The sequence below is a fragment of the Streptomyces sp. NPDC002577 genome (assembly GCF_053594815.1).
Genome location: NZ_JBSFWK010000005.1, coordinates 1 through 25,587, shown reverse-complemented (window position 1 = coordinate 25,587; position 25,587 = coordinate 1). Strand labels below are relative to the sequence as shown.

Genomic DNA, 25,587 nt, shown 5'->3' with positions numbered 1-25,587 from the left:
CATGAAGAAATCCGCGCTGGTGCTTCATGGTTGTGACCGGCGAAGCTCACGGCATGCGTCCCGTACACATCTGCCTCGCCGTCCTCGTCGCCGCCGTCTGGGGCGTCAACTTCACCGTCATCGAGGTCGGCCTCGACCACTTCCCGCCGCTGCTCTTCTCGGCCCTGCGCTTCCTGGTGGCGGCGCTGCCCGCGGTCTTCTTCGTCGGCCGGCCCAAGGTCGCGTGGAAGTGGATCGTGGCGGTCGGCCTCGTGCTCGGCGTGGCGAAGTTCGGGCTGCTCTTCGTCGGCATGGACGCGGGCATGCCGGCCGGCCTGTCGTCGCTTGTGCTGCAGATCCAGGCCGTGTTCACGGCGCTGTTCGCCATGGTGGCGCTGGGCGAGCGGCCCGGCCGCGTCCGGGTGGCGGGCATGGTGGTGGCCCTCGGCGGCGTCGCGGTCGCCGCGGTGGACGAGGGCACGTCCGGGCCGCTCCTCGCCTTCGCACTGGTCATCGCGGCCGCCGCCTGCTGGGGCGTCTCCAACGTCCTGACCCGCAAGGCCTCCCCGCCGGACTCGCTCAACTTCATGGTGTGGGTCAGCACGGTCCCTGTGCTGCCGCTGCTCCTGCTGTCCCTGCTGACCGAGGGACCGTCCGCGGATCTCGACGCGCTGCGCTCCCTCGACTGGCAGGGCGCGGGCATCATCGTCTACGTCGCCTGGATCACCACGGTCTTCGGCTTCGGCGCCTGGGGGTGGCTGCTGCGCCGCCACCCCGCGTCCACGGTCGCGCCCTTCTCGCTCCTCGTCCCCGTCTTCGGGATGTCGGCGGCGGCGCTGTTCATGGGGGAGCCGGTGAGCCCGCTGCGGTGGTGCGCGGCGGCGCTGCTGGTGGGCGGGGTGGCGCTGACGTCGCTTGCCGGGGCCAGGGGGAGCCGCCAGGCGAAGGCGGATCGTCCGGCGGGGGCCGAGCCCACGGCGAAGTCGCCGGTACTGGCCGAGTAACGGCACCTCATGGGTGCGGTGTCCGGAGCGCGGCGTTCGCCTGAGCGGAGGCGTCGCCGCACTCAGGCGACGGTGTCGCCCGCTGCCGGCCTGCCGCCGCCGGGGAGCGTCCGGTTGTACCGCTCCAGATAGGCGGCGAAGCGCACCAGGTCACCCGTGTTCCAGTCGCCCAGGCGGTTGTCGAACATCGCCTGGCGGCTGCGAGCTGCCGCCGCCAGGGCGCTGTACCCGGCCTCGGTCACCTCGAGGATCTGCGCACGGTGGTCGCGGGGGTCCGGCCGGCGCGCGAGCAGGCCCATTCCCAGCAGGGCCGAGACCTGTCTGCTGACCGTGGACTTGTCGAGCATGTAGTGCGCCGCGAGATCGGTCGCGTTGCAGCCTTGCTGGTCGCTCACGTGCGTCAGGATCGTGTGCGTCACCAGGGAGAGCTCCGGGTGCAGCTGGGCGGCTGCGGCGCGCGCCCGCCGGGTGAGTGCGATCACCTCTCGCGCGATCGCCTGACTGGCCTTCTCCCGGGCGAGGTTCTCCTCGCTGTTCTCCGCGCCCACGTCGCTCACGGCACCCCTCTCGCAACCATCTAGTTGTATGGTACAACAGAATTTAGTTGTATGACCCATCTAAATCTGGGGAGGAACGCACCGCGATGTCAGCTTCAGGCCAGGCCCCGGCCGCCCACGACGGCCCCGCGCTCCCGAAACAGGGAATACCTCCGGGCGCGCTGCGCCACGTCGTCAGCCACCTGCTCGTCCCGCTCCTGATGTGCGTCGGCATGGGCCTGGCGTACCTCGGGGGCCTCGCCAACCCCCAGCCGCACGGGGTCCACGTGGACATCGTCGGATCGGGGACGAAGGTCCAGGTCATGGCGCAGACGCTGCAGGACCGGGCCGGTGACGCGCTCGACATCCGCACGGTCGCCTCGCGCGACGCCGCCGTCTCCCGGCTGCAGCACCGCGAGGTGTCCGGTGCATTCGTCCCGAGCGCCAGGCATCCGGAGCTGCTGATCGCCGAGGGGGGCTCCGAGACCACGGCCACCGTCGTGCAGAAGGTCTTCACGCAGGTCGCCGCGCAGGAGAGCCGGCCCCTGAAGGTCACCGACGTCGTCCCGCTGGGCGAGAACGACCCGACCGGTCAGGCGCTGTTCTTCCTGCTCGTCGCCGTCAGCATCGGCTCCTATGCCTCGGTGGCCGTCATCGGCGGTGCGGGGGCGGTCCTCGCCACCGGGATCCGGGCACTCATCGGAGTCGGAACCTCGTTCGTCGTGAGCATCCTCGGGCTGCTCTTCGCAGGCCCCGTCTTCGGCTTCGTCGACCACGACCTCGCCGCCGTCTGGGCGCTGTCCTGGCTGTACTCCCTGGGCATCGTCTGGGTCGGGACCGGCCTGCACACGTTCTTCAAGCGCTGGACGACGCTCAGCATGACGATCATGTTCGTGGCGCTGAACTTCACCTCGTGCGGCGGAATCTTCGAACCGGCGCTCCAGCCGGGGTTCTTCGGCGCCCTGCACGCCTTCTGGAACGGAGCCGGGTTCCTCGAAGCGGCACGGAACATCGTGTACTTCGACGGCCTCGACGTCGGGGGGTACGTCCTGCGGCTCGCGCTCTGGGCCGTGGTCGGAGCGGTGCTTCTCGGCGCCGCCTATGCCTTCGAACGGCGGGGCAGGCGGTCCGCCGCGGCGGCTCCCCGGACCGCCGCAGCAGAGCCCGCGCGTGCGGACGGCTCCGTACCGCCCGCCGCGCCCGCGCCCTCGTCGGTGCCCGCATCCCAGCGGGCCGCACACCCGTCCGGCGTGCAGCGGCTCTCCCCGCAGGCCGCCGCCGCGACCGGGTGGAGCCACGCGTACTACCACGGTGATCCGGACCACAGTGATCCGAAGCTGGAGGAGGAACTCGAGGAGAACACCCCCGCCTAGGTCCGGGGTGTGCCCTGCGAGCCGGTCACGCCGACTCGTTCAGCAGGCGCGCGAGGTGTGTCCTGCCCGGCCCCAGCAGGCCGGGCAGCGGCGCCGCCGCCTCGTACCAGCGCTTCTCGTACTCCCAGCACAGCCAGCCGTCCCAGTTGTTCCGGCTGAGGACGTCCACCAACTCGGTGAGCGGCAGGACGCCCGCGCCGAGCGGCAGTGGGGTCGTGTCCTCGGCGGAGGCGATGTCCTTGACCTGGACATAGCCGAGATACGGCGCCAGCGCGGCGTATGTCTCGGAGGGCTGTTCACCGCCGAGCCACGTGTGCATCACGTCCCACAGGGCGCCCAGGCGGCGATGGCCCACCAGGCCGAGGACACGGGTGGCGGCGGCGCCCGTGCGGTGCGAGTCGTGGGTCTCGAGGAGGATGCGTACGCCGAGGTCGCCGGCCCACTCCACGGCGGTGCCCAGCCGGCGGGCGGCCGTCTCGTCGGCCTCATCGGCGGTCTGCTCGGTGCCGCCGCCGGGGAAGACGCGGATGAAGGGAGCGCCGAGGTCCCGGGCGAGTTCCAGGAGGCCGCGGATCTCCGCGAGCACCGGCTCGTCCTCGCCGGGGGCCGCCACGCGCGCGTACCCCGCGATTCCCAGGATCTGGACGCCGGCCGCCTTGAACTCCGCGGCGACGTCGGCCCGTTCGGTGAGGCCGATGCCCGGGTGGACCGGCTCCTCCTCGTGGGCGCGCAGTTCGACGCCGTGGTAGCCGTTCTCGGCGGCGAGCCGCACCACCTCGGCGATGGGGAGCCCCGGCACGCCGAGGGTGGAGAAGGCCAGTTTCACAGCTGTTCACCTCGCTGGGGCGGGCCGGGCGTGCGCCACGACGCGCATGCCTTGGCCGGGTCCGTGAGCACGCCCGGAAAGGGCGGCCCCCCGGACCCTACCCGTCACCCGGCGTCCTCGTGCAGAGCCGGCTGTCCGCTCGTGCTGCGGCGTCCACGCGAACCGGACGCGTCAGAGCACCTTGGACAAGAACGCCCGGGTGCGTTCGTGCGATGGGTTCGCCAGGACCTCCCGGGGCGCTCCGGACTCGATGATCGTGCCGCCGTCCAGGAAGACGAGCGTGTCGCCGACCTCACGGGCGAAGCCGATCTCGTGGGTGACCACGAGCATCGTCATGCCGGAGGTCGCGAGGTCCCGCATCACGTCCAGGACCTCGCCGACGAGTTCGGGGTCGAGCGCGGACGTCGGCTCGTCGAACAGCATCAGCTTGGGCTCCATGGCGAGGGCGCGGGCGATCGCCACCCGTTGCTGCTGCCCGCCGGACAGCTGGGCGGGGTAGGCGTCGCCGCGGGTGCCGAGGCCCACCCGGTCGAGCAGGGCGAGTGCCCGTTCGCGGACCACGGCCTTGGGCTCACGGCGGACCCGGCAGGGGGCCTCCATGATGTTCTCCAGCGCGGTCATGTGCGGGAACAGGTTGAAACGCTGGAAGACCATGCCGATGTCGCGGCGCTGTGCGGCCACCTCTTTCTCGCGCAACTCGTAGAGCCTGCCGCCCTGTTCGCGGTAGCCGACCAGCCGGCCGTCGACCTCGAGGCGGCCGGCGTCGATCTTCTCCAGGTGGTTGACGCAGCGCAGGAAGGTGGACTTGCCCGAGCCGGACGGCCCGATGACGCAGGCCACCGCGCCGGGCTCGACGTCCAGATCGATCCCGGACAGCACCTCGGTGTCGCCGTAGCTCTTCCGGACCCCGCGCGCCCTGACGGCCGGTGTCATCGCTGCACCCCCTTGGAGTAACGCCGCTCCAGGAACCGTTGGAGCACCGTGGCGACGGTGGTCAGCACCACGTACCAGATCGAGACGGTCAGCAGCAGCTCGACGATCATGAGGTTGTTGGAGTAGATCTTCACGGCGGACTGGAGCAGTTCGCCGTACTGGATCGCGTACGCCAGCGAGCTGGTCTTGAGCATGCCGACGAACTCGTTGCCGGTCGGCGGCACGATGACCCGCATGGCCTGCGGCAGGACGACCCGGCGCAGGGTGAGCAGCCGGGACATGCCGAGGGCCTGGGCGGCCTCGGTCTGGCCCTTGTCGACCGAGTCGATGCCGGCCCGGACGATCTCGGCCATGTAGGCGCCCTCGTTGATGCCGAGGCCGAGCAGGGCCGCGACGAACGGGGTGATCAGCTGGTTGGTCTGCCAGCTGCCGAGGCCGGGTAGCGTCACGGTGTCGACGACCAGCGAGAGGTTGTACCAGAGCAGCAGCTGGACGATGACGGGTGTGCCGCGGAACAGCCAGACGTAGCCGGCCGAGAACGCGCGTACCTCGCGGTGCCGGGACCGCCCGAGGATCGCGAAGACCACGCCCAGCGCGATGCCGAGGGCCTGGGCGAGCACACTGATGACGACGGTGTTGCCCAGGCCGCTCAGCACCGTGGAGGCGGTGAGGAAGTGGAAGGTGACCGAGTAGTCGATGTCCGCACCCGCGAACGCCCCCACCGCCAGAGCGAGGAAGGCGACCAGCGCGACCAGGAACACCAACCGTCCGTAGTGGCGGACCGGGACCGCCCTGATCTGCTCGCTCATGTGCCCGAGTTGACCTTGGCCTCGGTGACCGCGCCCGCGGGGATGTCCCACTTGTCGATCAGCTTCTTGTACGAGCCGTCACCGATGATCGCGTCGAGTGCCTTCTGGACGACATCGCGCAGCGCGGTGTCCTTCTTGGCGACCGCGATACCGAGCGGTCCGGCCTCGATCTGGTCGCCGGCCACCTCGAAGTCCTTGCCGCCGCCGGACGTACGGGCGTTGTAGGAGGCGACCGGGTAGTCCTCCAGACCGGCCACCGCGCGGCCCTGCTTGACCTGCAGCAGCGCCTCGGTCTCGCGGTCGAAGGAGAGGATCTCGATCTTCTTCTTGCCGCCCTTGACGCAGGTCTTGCTCTGCTCCTCGGCGTATCCCTCCTGGGTGGTGGCGCGCTGCACGGCGATGGTCCTGCCGCACAGGTCGGCCAGCGTCTTCAGGTGCTCGGGGTTGCCCTTCTCGACCAGGAGCATCGCGCCGGCGGTGTAGTAGTCGACGAAGTCGACGCTGCCCTGGCGCTCCTTGGTGTCCGACATCCCGGACATCACCACGTCGATCCGCTGGGACTTCAGCGAGGTGATCAGACCGTCGAAGGAGGCGTTCTTGAACTCGAAGGGGACGCCGAGCTGCTTGCTCAGGGCGTCGGCGAGCTCCTTGTCGAAGCCGAGGACGGTCTTGCCGTCGGTGTCGTAGTACTCCATCGGCGCGTAACTGATGTCCGAGCCGACCACGATCTTGCCGGCCTTGCGCTGCTGCTGCGGCAGTTCGTCGTAGAGCGGGGCGGAGGAGTCCGCCTTGGCGTTCGCGGCGGTCTCGTCGGAGTCCGCGGAGCCGCCGCAGGCGGTGGCCGACGCGGCGACGACCGCGGCCGTCAGGGCCGTGATGAGGAGCTTTCCGGGCTGAAAACCGGGCTGGGAAGTCATGTCCTCTTCTCTTTTCAGGCGTTCAGGGCGTGTCTGAGGGCGTGAGGAGGGACGCGCCGGGCGACATTGACGCGGCGCAGGCCGTTTCTCGGGGGTGGGGCGGTGCGGCGGGCGGCTGACGAGCCGCGGTGCGGGCGGCTTTCAGGACGTGAGCAGATCGCGCCGGGCGACGGTGACGCGGCGCAGGGCGTGCGGCAGCACGGTCGCGCCGGTTCCGGGTCCGTCGGGGACGGTCAGATGGCCGTCGTCCAGGACGTACGGGGCGGTGAGGTCCTCCGCGTAGTAGCGGGAGGAGGCCGAGGTGTCGCCGGGCAGCACGAAGCCGGGCAGCGCGGCGAGCGCGAGGTTGGCCGAGCGGCCGACGCCGGTCTCCAGCATTCCGCCGCACCAGACCGGCACGCCGTGCGCGACGGCGACATCGTGGATACGGCGGGCCTCCAGATAGCCGCCGACCCGCGCCGGCTTGATGTTGATCACGCGGCAGGCGCCCAGCGCGAGCGCGGCGGCGGCGCCCCGCGCCGAGGTGATCGACTCGTCCAGGCAGATGGGGGTGCGGACGACCTTGGCCAGCTCGGCGTGGCCCATCAGGTCGTCCTCGGCCAGCGGCTGTTCGATCAGGACGAGACCGAACTCGTCCAGGCGGCGCAGATGCTCGGCGTCAGTGAGCGCGTAGGCGGTGTTCGCGTCCACCTGGAGCAGCACGTCGTCGCCGAACTCGGCGCGCACCGCGCGGACGGCCTCCACGTCCCAGCCCGGCTCGATCTTCAGCTTGATCCGCACATAGCCCTCGGCGAGATAGCCCTCGACGGCACGCAGCAGCTCGGGGATCGTGTCCATGATCCCGACGGAGACACCGGCAGGCACCCGGTCTTTCACGGCGCCGAGATACGTGCCGAACGACATTCCGTACGAGCGGAGTTCGGCATCGAGAATCGCGGTCTCCAGCACGGCCTTGGCCAGCGGATGGCCCTTGATCTCCTCGACGGCCGGTCCGACCTCGGCGGCGGTGACCTCGCGCAGCGCCGCGACCCGGGGGATCAGGTGGTCGCGCAGCGCCAGTTCGGCACCGGCCGCGAACTCCGGGCAGTACAGCGGATCGGGGTCGCCCGCGAACTCCGCCCAGCCCTCGCCGGTGCCGGTGACGACGCGCAGCAGGAAGGTGTCCCGGACGGTGTCGGTACCGAAGGAGGTACGGAACGCGCCGACCAGCGGCAACCGGACGTGGATCAGTTCGATGCGGTCGATCTTCACGGGGTTTCCTCGCGGTCGGAGCGGGTCAGGTGGTACCAGCCGTCGCGGGTCATCGACGTGGCGGTGAAGCCGTCGGCCAGCGCGTCCGCGAGCACGTCCCGTACCGCCGTGCGCCAGGCCAGGGCCAGTTCGGGCCGCTCACGGCGGATCGCCGTGATGTCCTCGGGGACCCGGCACCACAGCGAGCGGCCGTCGCGGGCGGTGAACGGCTGCCCGTCCGGGCCGGGCACGGGGTCGGGCTCCGGCCGGGCGGCCACCGGCGCCTCGGCGGTGCCGACGCTCTCCAGCCGCCAGACGGCGGTCAGCCGGTCGGTCTCGTCGCCCGCGTTGAAGTCGTCGTCCATCGGGCCGTAGAAGTCCACGGTGTACTCGGCGGCCACCGCACCCAGCTTGACCAGGTTGAACCAGGCGTTGCGGCGGACCAGCGGGTCGAACGTCCAGGTGATCGTCCGTGCGCCCTGCTCCAGCGCCCAGGCGCGCTGGGCCAGCTTCAGCGCGTATCCGACACCCTGGCTGATCCGGGTGGCGCCCGCGATCAGGCTGTAGAGGTCTCCCGTACGCGGCGGGCCGAACACGGCGGCACTCGCGCCGACCAGGCCCGCCGGCCCGAAGGCGGCGTGCACCGCGCCGCCCGCATGGGCCAGGGAGCGCAACACATCACCGGCGAACGGCTCGTGTCCGGGATCGGTCCCCCAGACCTCGGCGAACAGGCCGGACACGGCCAGCAGCCGCTCGGGGGACTCGACGGTCTCGATCCGGACACCCGCGGCCCCGGCGGCGGCCTCGGCCTGCCGGGTCGCGGAATCGAATGACGGGGTGGTGGTGAACACCCCCCAAGCCTTGGGGACGCACCCGTCGTACCGCTTCGGCCGATCTCCCAAGGTCACGAATCAGGGACTGGGAGAACGGCCAAATTCGATCTAGCATCCCGGCCATGCCTTCGTCCCTGCGGCACCTCTGCGACGCGCTGGGCCCGTCGCCCGTCCGGCTGGTGACGGCCCCGCGCGGCGCGGCGGACCAGGTCTCCGGAACCCTGGTCCACGAACCGCGCGGCCCGCTGCCCCGCCGGGACGGCGCCCTGCTGCTCGCCGTCGGCGTCCCGCCGTCCGAGGCCCGGCAGTTGATCGACGCCGTCGCTGCGGCCGGGCTCGCCGGGATCGTCGTCAAGCAGTACGGGGAGCCGGTCGCCGAGCTGGCACTGGCCGCCGAGAAGGCCGAAGTGGCCCTGCTGACCGCCGACGACGACCTGGCCTGGCAGCAGCTCGACGCCCTGGTCACCTCGGCCCTGGCCGCCGTCGCGGGCACCGGCCAGGGCACCGCAGGGCCCGACATCGGCGACCTGTTCTCGCTGGCCAACGCCATCGCCGCGGCCGTCGGGGGAGCCACCGCGATCGAGGACCCGTACCAGCGGATCCTCGCCTACTCGACGCTGCGTGGTCAGGAGATCGACGAGGAGCGCCGCCAGGGCATCCTCGGTCTGCACGTCCCGTACGCGCCCATCAACGTGCCCCAGTACCGCGAACTCGCCCGCGCCACCGACGTCCTGCGGTTTCCGGCCAGCCCCGGCGGTCTCGCCCGGCTCGCGGTGGCGGTCCGCGCGGGCAGCGAACTGCTGGGCTCCATCTGGGTGGTCGACCCGCACGACGACCTGGGCGAGGACGCCGTACGCACGCTCGACGACGCCGCCCGCATCGCCGCCCTGCATCTGCTGCGCGCCCGTACGTCCCACGACCTGGTCCGCCGGCAGCGCGGTGATCTGCTGCGCCGCCTCCTGGACGACCCGGCCAGCGCACCCCTCGTCGGCCCGCAACTCGGACTGCCGGTCGACGCCCCGGCCGTGGTGGCCGCCTTCCACCTCACCGCGGCCGAGCCCGACGACGCCCTCACCGCACGGGCCGCGCTCCAGCTCACCGACCTGGTCAGCCTGCACTGCGAGGCCCACTACAGCCACCACGGCTGCGCCCTCATCGACGGCACCGTCTACGCGCTGCTGCCCGCCGACGCCCACCGCGACTTCGTGGCCGACGTCGCCCGCCGCGCCCACCGCGCGCTGCACCTGCCCGTCCGCGCCGCCCTCGGCTCGGTGGCCCCATCACTGCGCGCCGCCCCAGCATCCCGCCGCGACGCCGACACCGTGCTGCGCACCCTCGCCCCCGCCGGCACCGCCGTGGCCGCCATCGAGGACGTACGCCCCACGGTCACCCTCGCCGAACTCACCGAGCAGGCCCACCTGATACCCCGCCTCGCCGAGGGCGCCGGCCCCGCGATCCGCGCCCACGACACCGCCCACCGCACCGCCTACGCCGAGACCCTGCTCGCGTACTTCGCCGCCGACAGCGACATCTCCAGCGCCGCCCGGGCCCTCAACGTCCACCCCAACACCTGCCGCTACCGCCTCTCTCGCGCCGAGTCCCTCTTCCACCTGAAGCTCTCCGATCCGGACACCCGGTTGGTGCTGTGGCTGCAGCTGCGGCTGTCGGAAGGCTCGGAGGGATCGGAGGGCTCGTAAGAGGTAGAGGTCAGCGACGCGGTGCCCCCGTCGACCCCCGCACCATCAACTCCCCCTGCACCGTCGCGATCCCGCCCGGCGGCGGAGTCTCCCGCCCCATGGCGATCCGCCCCGCCCGCGCCCCCGCCGCGGCCAGCGGCAGCCGTACCGTCGTCAGGGCCGGCACCGCGTCGACGGCGAACGGCAGGTCGTCGAAGCCCGCCACCGACACGTCGTCCGGGATGCGCAGGCCCTCGTCGCGCAGGGCGGCGCAGGCGCCGAGGGCGACCGTGTCGTTGGCGGCCACGACGGCGGTGAACGAGCGGTCGCGGCGCAGGAGTTCGAGCGTCGCGTCGTACCCGGAGCGGCGGTCGTACGGCCCGTGGACGGTGAGCCGGGGGTCGTCCTCGATGCCGTGCGCGGCCAGCGCGTCGCGGTGGCCCTCCAGCCGGTGCCGGGTGGTGGTGCGCTCCTCGGGTCCCGCGATGTAGGCGATACGGCGGTGCCCGAGCGCGATCAGATGCTCGGTGAGCCGCTGTCCGCCGCCGCGGTTGTCGAAGGTGATCGCGACCGCGTCGGTGCCCGGGACCGGCGGCCGCCCGCAGAGCACCACGCGCGTGCCCGCGTCCGCGAGCCTCCGCAGCTTCGCGGACACCGCCTCGCCGTGCGCCGCGTCCTCGACCGCGCCACCGGTGAGGACCACGGCGGCCGCCCGCTGCCGCTGCAGCAGCGTCAGATAGGTGATCTCCCGCTCCGGCGAGCCCCCCGTGTTGCACACGACGGCCAGCCGCTCGCCCCCGGCCCGCCCGTCCGGCTGGCCCCCGATCTCCGACTGGACCGCGCCCGCCATGATCCCGAAGAACGGGTCGGCGATGTCGTTGACCAGGATGCCGACCAGGTCGGACGTGGCCGCGGCCAGCGAACTCGCGGGGCCGTTGAGGACGTAGTCGAGCTCGTCGACCGCGCGCAGCACCCGCTCCCGCGTCTTCGCGGCGACCGGGTAGTTGCCGTTGAGCACGCGGGAGACGGTGGCGGGCGAGACCTGCGCGCGTGCCGCCACGTCAGCGAGGGTCACAGTCATCTGGTCGTCCTCCGGTGCTTGTCCGAGCCCATGTGCACTGGTCGCTCTCCGGTACTTGTCCGAGGTACTTGTCCGAGCCGCAGTGCAGAGGCTAGCTTCTTACCGTATAGAAAGCGCTTGCTAAAGATGCTCGACGTGCGCGGACAGGGCGCACGGGGCCGTACGGAGGGGAAACTCGTGACACGCAAGACGGTGCGCATCGCCATGAACGGCGTGACGGGACGCATGGGCCATCGCCAGCACCTGGTCCGCTCGATCATCGCCATACGCGAGCAGGGCGGCCTCGACCTCGGCGACGGCACCGTGCTGTGGCCCGAGCCGGTCCTCGTCGGCCGCCGCGAGCACGCGCTGAAGGCGCTTGCCGAGCAGCACGGCCTGGAGCCGGAGAACATCTCCACCGACCTCGACGCGGTCCTCGCCGACGAGACGATCGACATCTACTTCGACGCCCAGGTCACCTCGGCCCGCGAGGAGGCGATCAAGAAGGCGATCGCCGCCGGCAAGCACATCTACACCGAGAAGCCCACCGCCACCGGCCTCGACGGTGCCCTGGAGCTGGCGCGCCTGGCGGAGGCGGCCGGCATCAAGCACGGCGTCGTCCAGGACAAGCTGTTCCTGCCGGGCCTGCTCAAGCTGAAGCGGCTCATCGACGGCGGCTTCTTCGGCCGGATCCTCTCCATCCGCGGCGAGTTCGGCTACTGGGTCTTCGAGGGCGACTGGCAGGAGGCCCAGCGCCCGTCCTGGAACTACCGCGCGGAGGACGGCGGCGGCATCGTCGTCGACATGTTCCCGCACTGGGAGTACGTGCTGCACGAGCTGTTCGGCCGCGTGAAGTCCGTCCAGGCCCTCACCGCTACGCACATCCCGCAGCGCTGGGACGAGCAGGGCAAGCCCTACGACGCCACGGCCGACGACGCCGCTTACGGCATCTTCGAGCTCGAGGGCGGCGCGATCGCGCAGATCAACTCCTCCTGGGCGGTCCGCGTCAACCGCGACGAGCTCGTCGAGTTCCAGGTCGACGGCACCGAGGGCTCCGCGGTCGCGGGCCTGCGCAAGTGCCGCGCCCAGCACCGCAGCGCCACGCCCAAGCCGGTGTGGAACCCGGACATCCCGGCCACCGAGGTCTTCCGCGACCAGTGGCAGGAGGTCCCCGACAACGCCGAGTTCGACAACGGCTTCAAGGCCCAGTGGGAGCTGTTCCTCAAGCACGTCTACGCCGACGCGCCCTACCACTGGGACCTGCTCGCCGGCGCCCGCGGCGTCCAGCTCGCCGAGCTCGGCCTGAAGTCCGCGGCCGAGGGCACCCGCCTCGAGGTTCCGGAGGTCGCGCTGTGACCATCCGCCTGCCCGACGCGACCGGCGCCCTGCGCGCCCACGAACCGCGCACCGAACCCTCCGTGTTCACCCCCGGCGGCGCCCCGCTCGCCTCCCGCACGGTCTTCTCCGCCGCCCACGTGGTCGCCGACCCGTTCGCGGACGTGTCCCCCGACTCCCCGGCGGCCGTCGACTGGGACGCGACCCTCGCCTTCCGCCGCCATCTGTGGTCGCACGGCCTGGGCGTCGCCGAGGCCATGGACACCGCCCAGCGCGGCATGGGCCTGGACTGGGCCGGGGCCGCCGAACTGATCAAGCGGTCCGCCGCCGAGGCGAAGGCCGTCGGCGGCCGGATCGCGGCCGGCGTCGGCACCGACCAGCTCACCGCGCCCGCCACCTCGCTCGACGAGGTCGTGGCTGCGTACGAGGAGCAGCTGGCGGTCGTCGAGGAGGCCGGCGTCCAGCCGATCCTCATGGCCTCGCGCGCCCTCGCCGCCGTCGCCAAGGGCCCCGAGGACTACCTGGAGGTCTACGGGCGGCTGCTGCGCCAGTCCGCGGAGCCCGTCGTCCTGCACTGGCTCGGCCCGATGTTCGACCCGGCGCTCGAGGGCTACTGGGGCTCGTCCGACCTGGACGCGGCCACCGACACCTTCATCGAGGTCATCGCCGCGCACCCGGACAAGGTCGACGGCATCAAGATGTCCCTCCTGGACGCGGGCCGCGAGATCGGCGTGCGCCGCCGCCTCCCGAAGGGCGTCCGCTGCTACACCGGCGACGACTTCAACTACCCCGAGCTGATCGCGGGCGACGAGAAAGGCTTCAGCCACGCCCTCCTCGGCATCTTCGACCCGCTCGGCCCGCTCGCGGCCGAGGCCGTACGGGTCCTGGACACGGGCGACGCGAAGGGCTTCCGGGAACTCCTCGACCCCACGGTCGAGCTGTCCCGCCACATCTTCCAGGCGCCCACCCGCTTCTACAAGACCGGTGTGGTCTTCCTGGCCTGGCTGGCCGGGCACCAGGAGCACTTCACCATGGTCGGCGGCCTCCAGTCGGCCCGCTCCCTGCCGCACTTCGCCCGGGCCTACGAACTGGCCGACACCCTCGGCCTGTTCCCGGACCCGGCGCTTGCCGAGGCCCGTATGAAGTCCCTGCTCAACGTGTACGGAGTCCAGCAGTGACCGAACCGCTGAGGGACCTCAGCCGCTTCAGCATCAACCAGATGACGGTCAAGCAGCTCACGCTGCCCGAGCTGGTCTCGGCCTGCGTCGACCTCGGCGTGCCGGGCGTCGGCCTGTGGCGCGAACCGGTGCAGAAGTACGGCGTGGAGGCCGCCGCCAAGCTCGTACGCGACGCGGGCCTCACCGTCACCACCCTGTGCCGGGGCGGGTTCCTCACCGCGATCGACCCGGTCGAGCGGGCGGAGGCGCTGGGCGACAACCACGCGGCGATCGACGAGGCCGCCACCCTGGGCACGGACACGCTGGTCCTGGTCTCGGGCGGGCTCCCCGACGGCAGCAAGGACCTGCACGGGGCGCGCGAGCGCATCGCGGACGCGCTCGCCGTGCTCGGCCCGTACGCCGCTGAGCGCGGGGTCCGCCTCGCGATCGAGCCGCTGCACCCGATGTTCGCGTCCGACCGCTGCGTGGTCTCCACGCTCGCCCAGGCGCTCGACATCGCCGAACGCTTCCCCGCCGAGCAGGTCGGCGTCACCGTCGACACGTACCACATCTGGTGGGACGACCAGGCGCCCGCGCAGATCGCGCGGGCAGGGGCCGCGGGCCGGATCCACACCTTCCAGCTCGCCGACTGGACGACTCCGCTGCCGGAGGGCGTCCTCAACGGCCGCGGCCAGATCGGCGACGGCGCGATCGACATGCGCGAGTGGCGGGGCTACGTCGAGGCCGCCGGGTACACCGGTTCGATCGAGGTCGAGCTCTTCAACGACGGGCTGTGGGCGCGGGACGGCCGCGAGGTGCTGGCGGAGACCGCGGAACGCTTCGTGCAGCACGCGTGACGGACGGGGCCGCCTCCGTGTGCGGCGGCCCCGCCAGAGATCACGCCTATGTGAGTAGTAGCCGGTTACGTGAGTTGTAGCCGGTTACGTCAGTAGTAACCCCTCTCGCCGTCGAGCAGCTCGCGGATGACGTCCAGGTGGCCGGCGTGCCGGGCCGTCTCCTCGATCATGTGGATGACCATCCACCGCAGGTTGGCGGCGGCCGAACGGTAGTCGGGATGGCGGCCCACATCGTCCAGGGAGTGGGCCGCGATGATCTTGTTGGAGACGGCGCACTGCTGCTCGTACTCCTTCAGGAGCTGGTCGAGGGGGACACCTTCGACGCGCATGTCGGCGTCCTCCGGGTCCTCCAGGAACTGGGGCCCGTCGTCGGGGCCGCCGAGGAACAGCACCTCGAACCAGGTCTGTTCGGTCCATCGCAGATGGGAGATGACGCCGGCCATCGTCATCAGCGGCGACGACGGGAGGACGGCCCGGTGCGCGTCCTCGTGCGACAGGCCCTGGCACTTCCACCGCACGATGGAACGCTGCAGGTCCAGCCAGCCGACGAGGGCTGTCCGTTCGTCCGCGGTGAAGGGCGGACGCTCATGGGAAGGCGACATGGGCGCCGACGCTACCGAGGCTCCGTCCCCCGGCGCAGTGGATTTTTCCGCCGAGTCCGGCCCGGAGGGAGGACGGAATTTTCTTGCGGACCCGTGCAACCCTTCGCCGCGGTCGCGGGTCGTACTTGTCGTCAGGGCTTCCGGTGGGGGATCTGGGGGGATCTGGGAAGTTCTGGTTCGGGGAGGGGAACCGAGGGGGTCTGATCGACGGATCAGGCCCCCTCGAGAGGTTCCCGGGGGCTCCGGCACCCCGGCGGCGGTTCAGAAGAAGAAGCCGCAGCGCAGCAGCACGTTCGCGTACGGCCGCGCCTCGCCGGTGCGGACCACCCACGGGATGTCGTCGAATGCGGCCAGTCCCGACGTCCTGGGGAACGCGCGGATCGCGTCCAGAGCGCCGAGCGCCATCAGGTTGTCGGCGGCGAAGACAACGTCGGGCGGCTCGGGCAGCGCGAGGAGTTGATCAGATTCACTCTGCAGAAGTAGATGGAGCCCGGCCGTTGACGCCGCTGCCGCTGCCGCTGGCTGCGGCGCAGGCGGGGGATCCCGTTGTCACTCCGCGGCGATACCGTCGGATCATGGCGAGTCGAGGGGCAGGCGGCGGTGCAGTGGCCGCAGGCGGCGGTGCGGAGGGCGAGCCGCGGCGCATGGCGGTGCTCGAGGGGGTCCTCGAGCGGATCACGTACGCCAACGAGGAGAACGGCTACACGGTCGCAAGGGTCGACACCGGTCGCGGCGGCGGCGACCTCCTCACGGTCGTCGGGGCGCTGCTCGGCGCGCAGGTGGGGGAGTCGCTGCGGATGGAGGGCCGCTGGGGCTCCCACCCTCAGTACGGACGCCAGTTCACCGTGGAGAACTACACGACGGTGCTGCCCGCGACCGTCCAGGGAATCCGCCGCTATCTGGGATCCGGGCTGGTCAAGGGCATCGGACCGGTCTTCGCCGACCGGATCACGCAGCATTTCGGGCTGGACACGCTGAAGATCATCGAGGAGGAGCCGAAGCGCCTGATCGAGGTGCCGGGCCTCGGCCCCAAGCGGACCAAGAAGATCGCGGACGCCTGGGAGGAGCAGAAGGCGATCAAGGAGGTCATGCTCTTCCTCCAGACCGTCCAGGTGTCCACCTCCATCGCCGTGCGGATCTACAAGAAGTACGGCGACGCGTCGATCTCGGTCGTCAAGAACCAGCCCTACCGCCTGGCGGCCGACGTCTGGGGCATCGGCTTCCTCACGGCCGACCGGATCGCGCAGTCCGTCGGCATCCCGCACGACAGCCCGGAGCGCGTCAAGGCCGGCCTGCAGTACGCGCTGTCGCAGTCCACGGACCAGGGCCACTGCTATCTGCCCGAGGAGCGGCTCATCGCGGACGCGGTGAAGCTGCTCCAGGTGGACACGGGCCTGGTGATCGACTGCCTGGCCGAGCTCGCGGCCGACGAGGAAGGTGTCGTACGGGAGCAGATCCCGGCGCCGGACGGCGGCGGCGAGACGGTCACCGCCGTCTACCTCGTCCCCTTCCACCGTGCGGAGGTCTCCCTCTCCGCCCAGCTCCTGCGGCTGCTGAACACGGGCGACGACCGCCTGCCCGTCTTCCAGGACGTGGCCTGGGACAAGGCCCTGTCCTGGCTCGCGGACCGTACGGGCGCGGAGCTGGCCCCCGAGCAGGAGGCCGCCGTGCGGCTCGCCCTGACCCGCAAGGTCGCGGTCCTCACGGGCGGCCCCGGCTGCGGCAAGTCCTTCACGGTCCGCTCGATCGTCGAACTGGCCCGTGCCAAGCGCGCCAAGGTCCTCCTCGCCGCGCCCACCGGCCGCGCCGCCAAGCGGCTGGCCGAGCTCACCGGCGCCGAGGCGTCCACAGTGCACCGGCTGCTCGAGCTCAAGCCCGGCGGAGACGCGGCGTACGACCGGGACCGCCCCCTGGACGCGGACCTGGTCGTGGTCGACGAGGCGTCGATGCTCGATCTGCTGCTCGCCAACAAGCTGGCCAAGGCCGTGCCGCCGGGCGCCCATCTGCTCTTCGTCGGCGACGTCGACCAGCTGCCCAGCGTCGGCGCGGGCGAGGTGCTGCGCGATCTGCTCAGCGGCGGCAGCCCCGTCCCGGCGGTCCGTCTGACCCGTATCTTCCGCCAGGCCCAGCAGTCGGGCGTGGTCACCAACGCCCACCGCATCAATTCGGGCACCCCGCCCATTACTCAGGGGCTGAAGGACTTCTTCCTCTTCGTCGAGGACGACACGGAGGCCGCGGGCCGCCTCACGGTGGACGTGGCGGCCCGGCGCATCCCCGCGACCTTCGGCCTGGACCCGCGCCGCGACGTCCAGGTCCTGGCCCCCATGCACCGCGGCCCCGCGGGAGCCGGGAATCTCAACGGCCTGCTCCAGCAGGCGATCACCCCGGCCCGCCCCGACCTGCCGGAGAAGCGCTTCGGCGGCCGGGTCTTCCGCGTCGGCGACAAGGTGACCCAGATTCGCAACAATTACGAGAAGGGGCGCAACGGCGTCTTCAACGGCACGGTCGGCGTGGTCACCTCGCTCAACCTGGACGACCAGCGCCTGACGGTGCTGACGGACGAGGACGAGGAGGTTCCGTACGAGTTCGACGAGCTCGACGAGCTGGCGCATGCGTACGCGGTGACCATCCACCGGTCCCAGGGCAGCGAGTATCCGGCGGTGGTCGTCCCGGTCACCACGGGCGCGTGGATGATGCTGCAGCGGAACCTGCTCTACACCGCGGTGACGCGCGCGAAGAAGCTGGTCGTGCTGGTCGGTTCGCGCCGGGCGCTCGGTCAGGCGGTGCGCACGGTGTCGGCCGGCAGGCGCTGCACGGCCCTGGACTTCCGTCTCTCGGGCCGCTGAGCGCCCGCTGCGCCGGGCGGGGCCGATACCCGACAAGCGGATCCTGGCTCCCCGGGGTAAGGGAGTAGAGGGGATACGTTTCTGCGGAGATTCCGCTGAGACTCTTCATCCCAAAGCACCCGTTCCGACCAGCCCGACGCCCGCGGAACGAAAGGCCTACAGAATTTTGATCGATCAAACGAGTCGCAAAGGTCACACAGCACTTCCAGAAGCAGGGCGAAGGGGGCAGGATGAGCAGGTTGGCGGCACTCAGTGCCGCCGACAGCCCCAACGGTCGACCCCGAGTGCACTCTCCTGAGCCAAATGGGGGATGGTAGAGACAGTCAGGGCACCTCGAAGATGAGGCACTACGTCGGTGAGGGAAGACGTGAGCGACAACTCTGTAGTACTGCGGTACGGCGACGGCGAGTACACCTACCCGGTGGTCGACAGCACCGTCGGCGACAAGGGCTTCGACATCGGGAAGCTCCGCGCCCAGACCGGTCTGGTGACCCTGGACAGCGGTTACGGCAACACCGCCGCGTATAAATCCGCGATCACCTATCTCGACGGCGAGCAGGGCATCCTCCGCTATCGCGGCTACCCGATCGAGCAGCTGGCCGAGCGTTCCACCTTCCTGGAGGTGGCCTACCTGCTGATCAACGGTGAGCTTCCGAACGTCGACGAGCTCGCCAGCTTCAAGAACGACATCACGCAGCACACCCTGCTGCACGAGGACGTCAAGAACTTCTACCGCGGCTTCCCGCGCGACGCCCACCCGATGGCCATGCTGTCGTCCGTGGTCAGCGCGCTGTCGACGTTCTACCAGGACAGCCACAACCCGTTCGACGAGAAGCAGCGCAACCTCTCCACGATCCGGCTGCTCGCCAAGCTTCCGACGATCGCGGCGTACGCGTACAAGAAGTCGATCGGCCACCCCTTCGTCTACCCGCGCAACGACCTCGGCTACGTCGAGAACTTCCTGCGCATGACCTTCTCGGTCCCCGCCCAGGAGTACGAGCTCGACCCGGTCGTGGTCTCGGCGCTCGACAAGCTGCTGATCCTGCACGCGGACCACGAGCAGAACTGCTCGACCTCCACCGTCCGCCTGGTCGGCTCCTCGCAGGCGAACATGTTCGCCTCGATCTCCGCCGGCATCTCCGCCCTGTGGGGCCCGCTGCACGGTGGCGCCAACCAGTCGGTGCTGGAGATGCTCGAGGGCATCCAGGCCAACGGTGGCGATGTCGACTCCTTCATCCGCAAGGTGAAGAACAAGGAGGACGGCGTCCGCCTGATGGGCTTCGGCCACCGGGTGTACAAGTCCTTCGACCCGCGCGCCAAGATCATCAAGTCGGCGGCGCACGATGTCCTCTCGGCCCTCGGCAAGTCCGACGAGCTGCTCGACATCGCGCTCAAGCTGGAGGAGCACGCGCTCTCCGACGAGTACTTCGTCGCGCGCAACCTCTACCCGAACGTGGACTTCTACACCGGTCTGATCTACCGGGCCATGGGCTTCCCGACCGAGATGTTCACCGTGCTCTTCGCGCTCGGCCGCCTCCCCGGCTGGATCGCCCAGTGGCACGAGATGATCAAGGAGCCGGGTTCCCGCATCGGCCGCCCGCGCCAGATCTACACGGGCGAGGTCCTGCGCGACTTCGTCCCGGTCGAGGAGCGCTGAGGCGTCACTCGGTCTGAGCACGGTCGGCTTCTCGAAACCGGCTTTGCCGCCCCGGAGGCGAACCGAGCTCAAAAAGTAGAGGGAAAGCGCCCCGCTACCAGTCCCCCCACGGGCCGGTAGTCGGGGCGCTTTCCTGTGTCCCGGTGCGGATTCCCCCCACGGGATCCGGCCGGGCGTCTGTAGGGGCAGCGCCAGCTGCGTCAGGTGTCGTCGGCCCTGTCAGGCTTCAGGGAACCCGTCGATACCTGTTGCGGTCCGCCGGGACGCGTACGCACGGGAGGGCCGCTCAAAGCTCCCCGGTGCACGTGCCCCGGCCAACGCTCCCCATGGCTTCCGTGCCATGGGGTACCTCCATCCGGGGACGTCCCCCAAGACGTCCCCCCAATGTCAGAAACGCCCCCCAAGACGTCCCTGGCATCGCCTTCTTAGACTCGCGAGCCCCTTCGATGGTTACGTCCGAACCGCTGTGATCTGCATCTCTTGCATATCTCTTCTGCCTGCGCAAGAGCATCGATACGGCAATCCAGACCCAAGGGTAAGGATGTTGGAGGGGCTCTGTGAAGACCTCATGAGACCTTACCGACGGGTTCACAGCGAGTTCTTACCGGGAGCGGCCGGGACGCAGCCCGCCGGTGCGGCGAAGGCGGACGAAAGCCACCGAACCGGCGCTGCGAGCGGACCCGGGCAGACAGGCCCGCCGCCCGGCGCTAGCGTGCGGGCGGTGAGCGCGCGACGGCGCACCCGCGGCACGGCGGGGGCGGTGGGCCGGGCGCCGGACCGGACGGAAGGACTGGCGGGACGATGCGGGCAGCGGTGTTCGAGCGGTACGGCGAGCCGGCCGAGGTGCGGGACGTGGCGGACCCGGTGCCCTCGTCCCACGGGGTGGTCGTCCGGGTCGAGGCCACCGGGCTGTGCCGCAGCGACTGGCACGGCTGGATGGGGCACGATCCGGACATCACGCTGCCCCATGTGCCCGGCCACGAACTCGCCGGCGTCGTCGAGGCGGTGGGCGACCGGGTGTCCCGCTGGCGGCCCGGTGACCGCGTCACCGTGCCGTTCGTCTGTGCCTGCGGCAGCTGCGCCGCCTGTGCGGAGGGCGACCAGCAGGTGTGCGAGCGGCAGACCCAGCCCGGCTTCACCCACTGGGGCTCCTTCGCGGAGTACGTGGCGCTGGAGCATGCCGACGTCAACCTGGTCGCGGTGCCGGAGGAGATGTCGTTCGTGACGGCCGCCGCGCTGGGCTGCCGGTTCGCCACGGCGTTCCGCGCCGTTGTCGCCCAGGGCAGGGTGGCGCCGGGCCAGTGGGTCGCCGTGCACGGCTGCGGCGGAGTGGGCCTGTCGGCCGTGATGATCGCGGCCGCCTCCGGCGCACGGGTCGTGGCCGTCGACATATCTCCCCAGGCGCTCGATCTCGCGCGGAAGTTCGGAGCCGTGGAGTGCGTCGACGCCTCGGCGGCCGGTGACGTCGCCGAGGCGGTACGCGAGCTGACCGGCGGCGGCGCCCATGTGTCGCTGGACGCCCTCGGGTCGCCGGCGACCTGCGCGGCCTCCGTGGGTGGTCTGCGGCGCCGCGGCCGGCACATCCAGGTCGGTCTGCTGCCGTCCGCGGCCGGCGACCCGGTCGTGCCGATGTCCCGCGTCATCGCCCTGGAGCTGGAGATCCTCGGCAGCCACGGCATGCCCGCCCATGCGTACGCCCCCATGCTGGAGCTGGTGCGCGCGGGCGCGGTGCGCCCGGACCTCCTCGTCACCTCCACGATCCCGCTGTCGGAGGCCCCGCCGGCCCTGGCGGCGATGGGCGCGACGCCAGGCGCGGGGGTTACGGTCGTGGAACCGCAGCGGTAGCAGATCAATCGGTTCTGCGGTGCCGGTTGCCGGGTCGCGAGGCCACCCAGGCACGCACGGTGTCCGCGTACCAGAAGGGTTTGCCGCTCTCGACATGGTCGGGCGGTGGCAGCAGCCCGTGCTTGCGGTAGGACCGGACGGTGTCCGGCTGCACCTTGATGTGCGCGGCGATCTCCTTGTACGACCAGAGCCTTCGGTCGGTCATCAGTGCACCTCCCTGCGAGCGTCGCAGCAGCAGCCGAGCTGGCGGTCGGGGAGCTGGACGCGACGCTGGCGATCACTCAGCTGTGTCTGGTGAACGACAGTGAGTGATCACAGGAGAACAGCTGTGGATCGCATGTGACACAAGCCCTGTGAACACCGGACATGTGTGACAGAAGTGAGGCATTCGTTACGCGGGCGACGCAGAAGGGGACCGACGACGCACAAGGAGACCGACGACGCACAAGGAGACCGGCGACGCAGAAGCGGACCGGAGACGCACAAGCACGTGCGATGCGGAACGCACGTGAGACGCGACAGGCGGCGATTGACGGCTGGGCTGCCGGGGTCTTCACGGCGGCCGGGCATGCGTAGTGGACCGGCCCCGCTGCGCCGGTTCCGGTCCACACCTCCCCGCTGCCCTCTGTTCCCCCCGGTCAGAGAGCTGGAAAGCCCCAGCATGCCGTCAGCGCAGCCTGCCGGTCTTGGAGAAAAGCGCACTCCGCTCCGGTGACAGCACCAGACTCGTGGCCTCGCCGGTCATCCGGTCGGTGCGGGGCGGTCCCGACCGGTGCGGTCCTGGTCGGTTGCGGGCCGCGGTGAACTCGGCAGGTGTGCAGCCGGTCATAACCCTGAACTCGCCGCTGAGATGCGCCTGGTCGTAGAACCCGCAGGCCGCCGCCGTCTCGGCCTGGCTGTGCCCGGCCACGAGCATCCGCCGGGCGCGCTGCAGCCGCAGCACCCGGGCGGCCGCCTTGGGGCCGAGGCCGATCTGCTCCCGGAAGCGGTTCTCCAACTGGCGTACGCTCCAGCCGACCTCGCGGGCGAGGCGGCTGACGGGGATGGCGCCACCGGTGCGGACGAGCGCGTTCCAGGCGCCGACGATCCGGGGCGAACACGGGGTCGCGGCATCCGCGCAGCGGGCCAGGACCTCGTCCAGCAGGGCGAACCGGGCGCTCCAGGTGCCGAGCCCGGCCAGTGCGGAGACGAGTTCGGCGATGCTGCCCCAGCCGGCGAGCCCTCGCGGTCTGCCGAGGTCGTCCGGGTCGACGCACTGATTGGCCAGCTCGTGCTGTGCGACGCCGAAGAGCGAGAAAGCGGCCCAGGGCGCGAGCAGAACCGAGACACCTGACAGCCGCCCCTCGTGCTCGCCGACCGCCGGCATCGTGCCGAGACCCGCGCAGACCGAGACGAGGGAGACGGCGGGGCGCCCCGCGGTGGAGATCCGTACGGGCTCCTCGAAGCCGAGCATCAGGGTGACCGCGCCGATCGGCGTCTCCAGCCGGCGCCGTGGATGATCGAGGTTGAACCGGAAGCCGCGGTAGCTGATCACGCCCGGCCGCAGCCGCGGGTGGGGCAGTGCCCATGCGGCTTCCCAGGTACTGGTGGCACGGCTGACCGGCCGTGGCGCCGCCGCCGGCCCCCTCCCCGTCGTCATGCCGGTCAGCTTTCCGGCCGCCGGAGAAAAGTGTCAAGACGGTAAGGATGTCAGGACAATGCATTGACAGGGCGCATGGATGCGACTAAACCCGGACTTCGAGATACGTCCCCGTCCCCGAACCCCCGAAAGAGCCGGCCGACGCCGCCGCCGCTCCGACGCCCTCAACGCTCCCCTTGAGAGGCGTATGTACGGTGCATGCAGAGTGTCGGATGCTTGAACTGCCAGGCGTGGCAGACGTGTTGAGCAGAGGTCGACGACCTTGGCCCCCACGTGCTCCACGTCCGGCATCGATCGCCTCCGGTGCGGGAGGCCGCTTCGCCCTGGCAGGAGCGAAGCGCGAGCGCCGACTCCCCGCCCGTCACGCCCCCGCGCCGGAGGTTCCGTTCGGAGCTGCACGAAAGCCCCGCCGCCGGGCGCTCCATGTGTCTACGCCGACCCCGAAATGGCAGACACAGTGTCCGGCGCGCTGCCCGCTCCCGCGTGGTGGGATGAAGGCGTGGCCGAGGCCGGAACCCGCACGTCGGTCACCGAGGCCCACGAGGAGTACGACGACCAGGACGTCAGGACCGACGCCGCCGTCCGTGAAGGTAGGGATCTTGTCATGACGAAGACCGTCAACCACTGGATCGGCGGGAAGACCGTCGAGGGCGCGTCGGGCACGTACGGCCCGGTCACCGACCCCGCGACCGGTGCCGTCACCACACAGGTCGCCTTCGCGACCGTCGACGAGGTGGACGCCGCGGTCGCCGCGGCCAAGGCGGCCTACGCGACCTGGGGCACGTCGTCGCTCGCGCAGCGCACCGCGATCCTGTTCAAGTTCCGGGCGCTGCTGGACGCCAACCGCGACGCGATCGCCGAGCTGATCACCGCCGAGCACGGCAAGGTCCACTCCGACGCGCTCGGCGAGGTGGCCCGCGGCCTCGAGATCGTCGAGCTGGCCTGCGGCATCACCACGCAGCTGAAGGGCGAGCTGTCCACCCAGGTGTCCAACCGGGTCGATGTGGCCGCGATCCGGCAGCCGCTGGGCGTCGTCGCCGGCATCACGCCGTTCAACTTCCCGGCCATGGTGCCGATGTGGATGTTTCCGATGGCCATCGCATGCGGCAACACGTTCGTGCTGAAGCCGAGCGAGAAGGACCCGTCGGCGTCCATGAAGGTCGCCGAGCTACTCGCGGAGGCCGGGCTGCCGGACGGCGTGTTCAACGTCGTGCACGGCGACAAGGTGGCCGTGGACCGGCTGCTCGAACACCCGGACGTTGCGGCCGTGTCGTTCGTCGGGTCCACGCCGATCGCCCGCTACATCCACACCACGGCCTCCGCGAACGGCAAGCGCGTACAGGCCCTCGGCGGCGCCAAGAACCACATGCTGGTGCTGCCCGACGCCGACCTGGACGCCGCCGCGGACGCCGCCGTCTCGGCCGCGTACGGCTCCGCGGGCGAGCGCTGCATGGCCATCTCCACGGTCGTCGCGGTCGGTTCGACCGGTGACGAGCTCGTCGCGAAGATCAAGGAGCGGGCCGAGAAGATCAAGATCGGCCCGGGCGACGACCCGGAGTCCGAGATGGGCCCGCTCATCACGGCCGCGCACCGCGACAAGGTCGCCTCGTATGTGAAGGGCGCCGCCGACCAGGGCGCCGAGGTGGTGCTCGACGGCACCGGCTACACCGTTCCCGGCTTCGAGAACGGCCACTGGATCGGCCTGTCCCTGCTCGACAAGGTGCCCACCGACGCCGACGCCTACAAGGACGAGATCTTCGGCCCGGTGCTGTGCGTGCTGCGCGTCGACACGTACGAGGAGGGCGTCGCGCTCATCAACGCCTCGCCGTTCGGCAACGGCACCGCGATCTTCACCCGGGACGGCGGCGCGGCCCGCCGCTTCCAGCTGGAGATCGAGGCGGGGATGGTCGGCGTCAACGTGCCGATCCCGGTGCCCGTCGGCTACCACTCCTTCGGTGGCTGGAAGGACTCGCTCTTCGGCGACCACCACATCTACGGCAACGACGGCACGCACTTCTACACCCGCGGCAAGGTCGTCACGACCCGCTGGCCGGACCCGTCCGAGGCCCCGGCGGGCGTGGACCTCGGGTTCCCGCGCAACCACTGATCGGCTGTCTGTCACTGATCGACCGTCTGATCGGCTGCCGTCGGCCCCGTGCGGACGTCCGTATTCCGGACGTCCGCACAAATTTTTTTGCGGTCATGGCTACGGTTCCCGTACGGACTCGGCCGATCGGACACCGCAGGCGAAGAGCCGCTTCCGCCATGGCAACTCACGCGCGGGCAGCTGCCCCGCCGTAAGCGCGCGGGCCTCGGAAACCCACGATCACCTGCGGAATCCGAAGACAAACGACCGTTGACGCTTCGGTTTCCGCAAGGGTTCCCTACGTTCTTCTCCGGGACCGGGCGAGCCCTTCGTATGGTTGGTCCGCCCAGGGGCGTCGGGTGTGGCTTTCAAGGTTCTGCCGCTTGT

Annotated in this window: 21 protein-coding genes and 1 pseudogene; 10 read left to right on the top strand and 12 right to left on the bottom strand. The window is 70.8% G+C overall.

The genetic code is table 11. The annotated features are described in order from the left end of the window. The first annotated feature begins 53 nt into the window (after positions 1–53). Positions 54–983 carry an EamA family transporter gene (locus ACWD4J_RS09490; protein ID WP_451394748.1) on the top strand — a complete coding sequence of 310 codons (930 nt, stop codon included), beginning with the start codon at positions 54–56 and terminating at the stop codon, positions 981–983. A gap of 62 nt (positions 984–1,045) precedes the next feature. On the opposite strand, the gene ACWD4J_RS09485 is transcribed toward ACWD4J_RS09490, so the two are convergent. Then, positions 1,046–1,540, bottom strand: coding sequence for a MarR family winged helix-turn-helix transcriptional regulator (locus ACWD4J_RS09485; protein WP_451394747.1), 495 nt, complete (start codon positions 1,538–1,540; stop codon positions 1,046–1,048). 86 nt (positions 1,541–1,626) lie between these two features. Between ACWD4J_RS09485 and ACWD4J_RS09480 the strand changes: the two genes are divergently transcribed. Further along, a complete protein-coding gene (locus tag ACWD4J_RS09480; protein ID WP_451394746.1) occupies positions 1,627–2,892 on the top strand; it encodes a hypothetical protein in 1,266 nt (421 codons plus the stop codon). A 25-nt stretch (positions 2,893–2,917) separates the two neighbouring features. Here the strand turns inward: ACWD4J_RS09480 and ACWD4J_RS09475 are convergent, their stop codons facing one another. From ACWD4J_RS09475 to ACWD4J_RS09450, 6 genes are all read right to left on the bottom strand, one after another. Continuing rightward, positions 2,918–3,718 carry a sugar phosphate isomerase/epimerase family protein gene (locus ACWD4J_RS09475; RefSeq protein ID WP_451394745.1) on the bottom strand — a complete coding sequence of 267 codons (801 nt, stop codon included), beginning with the start codon at positions 3,716–3,718 and terminating at the stop codon, positions 2,918–2,920. A gap of 171 nt (positions 3,719–3,889) precedes the next feature. Further along, complete coding sequence (locus ACWD4J_RS09470) at positions 3,890–4,651, bottom strand: amino acid ABC transporter ATP-binding protein (protein ID WP_451394744.1); 762 nt, start codon at positions 4,649–4,651, stop codon at positions 3,890–3,892. Further along, the gene (locus tag ACWD4J_RS09465; protein WP_451394743.1) at positions 4,648–5,460 is read right to left on the bottom strand and encodes an amino acid ABC transporter permease; all 813 of its coding nucleotides are present in this window, start codon (positions 5,458–5,460) and stop codon (positions 4,648–4,650) included. Before ACWD4J_RS09465 ends, ACWD4J_RS09470 begins: the two co-directional genes overlap by 4 nt. Then, positions 5,457–6,377, bottom strand: a complete 921-nt coding sequence (locus ACWD4J_RS09460) for an ABC transporter substrate-binding protein (protein ID WP_451394742.1) — start codon at positions 6,375–6,377, stop codon at positions 5,457–5,459. The genes ACWD4J_RS09465 and ACWD4J_RS09460 overlap by 4 nt, the downstream gene beginning before the upstream one ends. A gap of 141 nt (positions 6,378–6,518) precedes the next feature. Further along, positions 6,519–7,628, bottom strand: a complete 1,110-nt coding sequence (menC, locus tag ACWD4J_RS09455; protein WP_451394741.1) for an o-succinylbenzoate synthase — start codon at positions 7,626–7,628, stop codon at positions 6,519–6,521. Continuing rightward, positions 7,625–8,458 carry a chorismate synthase gene (locus ACWD4J_RS09450; RefSeq protein WP_451394740.1) on the bottom strand — a complete coding sequence of 278 codons (834 nt, stop codon included), beginning with the start codon at positions 8,456–8,458 and terminating at the stop codon, positions 7,625–7,627. The genes menC and ACWD4J_RS09450 overlap by 4 nt, the downstream gene beginning before the upstream one ends. Positions 8,459–8,562: 104 nt before the next feature. On the opposite strand from ACWD4J_RS09450, the gene ACWD4J_RS09445 reads away from it, so the two are divergent. Next, the gene (locus ACWD4J_RS09445; protein WP_451394739.1) at positions 8,563–10,137 is read left to right on the top strand and encodes a PucR family transcriptional regulator; all 1,575 of its coding nucleotides are present in this window, start codon (positions 8,563–8,565) and stop codon (positions 10,135–10,137) included. Positions 10,138–10,147: 10 nt separating this feature from the next. Here ACWD4J_RS09445 and ACWD4J_RS09440 read toward each other — a convergent pair whose 3' ends face one another. After that, positions 10,148–11,197 carry a LacI family DNA-binding transcriptional regulator gene (locus ACWD4J_RS09440; RefSeq protein ID WP_451394738.1) on the bottom strand — a complete coding sequence of 350 codons (1,050 nt, stop codon included), beginning with the start codon at positions 11,195–11,197 and terminating at the stop codon, positions 10,148–10,150. Positions 11,198–11,374: 177 nt separating this feature from the next. Here ACWD4J_RS09440 and ACWD4J_RS09435 point away from each other — a divergent pair, with 177 nt between their 5' ends. From ACWD4J_RS09435 to ACWD4J_RS09425, 3 genes are read left to right on the top strand one after another with little or no spacing between them, the layout of a single operon-like run. Next, positions 11,375–12,532 (top strand): Gfo/Idh/MocA family protein, encoded by a 1,158-nt coding sequence (locus tag ACWD4J_RS09435; protein ID WP_451394737.1) that lies wholly within the window; start codon positions 11,375–11,377, stop codon positions 12,530–12,532. After that, entirely contained in the window at positions 12,529–13,689 is a 1,161-nt protein-coding gene (locus tag ACWD4J_RS09430; RefSeq protein WP_451394736.1) for a dihydrodipicolinate synthase family protein, read from the top strand. The genes ACWD4J_RS09435 and ACWD4J_RS09430 overlap by 4 nt, the downstream gene beginning before the upstream one ends. A gap of 41 nt (positions 13,690–13,730) precedes the next feature. Then, the gene (locus ACWD4J_RS09425; protein WP_451394969.1) at positions 13,731–14,525 is read left to right on the top strand and encodes a sugar phosphate isomerase/epimerase family protein; all 795 of its coding nucleotides are present in this window, start codon (positions 13,731–13,733) and stop codon (positions 14,523–14,525) included. Positions 14,526–14,614: 89 nt separating this feature from the next. Here ACWD4J_RS09425 and ACWD4J_RS09420 read toward each other — a convergent pair whose 3' ends face one another. After that, entirely contained in the window at positions 14,615–15,127 is a 513-nt protein-coding gene (locus ACWD4J_RS09420; protein ID WP_451394735.1) for a DinB family protein, read from the bottom strand. A gap of 315 nt (positions 15,128–15,442) precedes the next feature. Beyond that, a pseudogene (locus tag ACWD4J_RS09415) lies at positions 15,443–15,592 on the bottom strand (LacI family transcriptional regulator); the annotation flags it as partial. A 179-nt stretch (positions 15,593–15,771) separates the two neighbouring features. On the opposite strand from ACWD4J_RS09415, the gene recD2 reads away from it, so the two are divergent. From recD2 to ACWD4J_RS09400, 3 genes are all read left to right on the top strand, one after another. Next, positions 15,772–17,973: an SF1B family DNA helicase RecD2 gene (gene recD2, locus ACWD4J_RS09410; RefSeq protein ID WP_451394968.1), complete on the top strand. Its 2,202-nt coding sequence runs from the start codon at positions 15,772–15,774 to the stop codon at positions 17,971–17,973. A 367-nt stretch (positions 17,974–18,340) separates the two neighbouring features. Next, a complete protein-coding gene (locus ACWD4J_RS09405) occupies positions 18,341–19,630 on the top strand; it encodes a citrate synthase (protein WP_451394734.1) in 1,290 nt (429 codons plus the stop codon). 801 nt (positions 19,631–20,431) lie between these two features. Beyond that, positions 20,432–21,475: a zinc-dependent alcohol dehydrogenase family protein gene (locus tag ACWD4J_RS09400; RefSeq protein ID WP_451394733.1), complete on the top strand. Its 1,044-nt coding sequence runs from the start codon at positions 20,432–20,434 to the stop codon at positions 21,473–21,475. Between the two features lie 4 nt (positions 21,476–21,479). On the opposite strand, the gene ACWD4J_RS09395 is transcribed toward ACWD4J_RS09400, so the two are convergent. Further along, positions 21,480–21,680 carry a helix-turn-helix transcriptional regulator gene (locus ACWD4J_RS09395; protein WP_067280795.1) on the bottom strand — a complete coding sequence of 67 codons (201 nt, stop codon included), beginning with the start codon at positions 21,678–21,680 and terminating at the stop codon, positions 21,480–21,482. Positions 21,681–22,142: 462 nt separating this feature from the next. Further along, positions 22,143–23,114, bottom strand: a complete 972-nt coding sequence (locus tag ACWD4J_RS09390; RefSeq protein WP_451394732.1) for a helix-turn-helix domain-containing protein — start codon at positions 23,112–23,114, stop codon at positions 22,143–22,145. A gap of 604 nt (positions 23,115–23,718) precedes the next feature. On the opposite strand from ACWD4J_RS09390, the gene mmsA reads away from it, so the two are divergent. After that, a complete protein-coding gene (mmsA, locus tag ACWD4J_RS09385; protein WP_451394967.1) occupies positions 23,719–25,221 on the top strand; it encodes a CoA-acylating methylmalonate-semialdehyde dehydrogenase in 1,503 nt (500 codons plus the stop codon). Positions 25,222–25,587 lie beyond the last annotated feature (366 nt).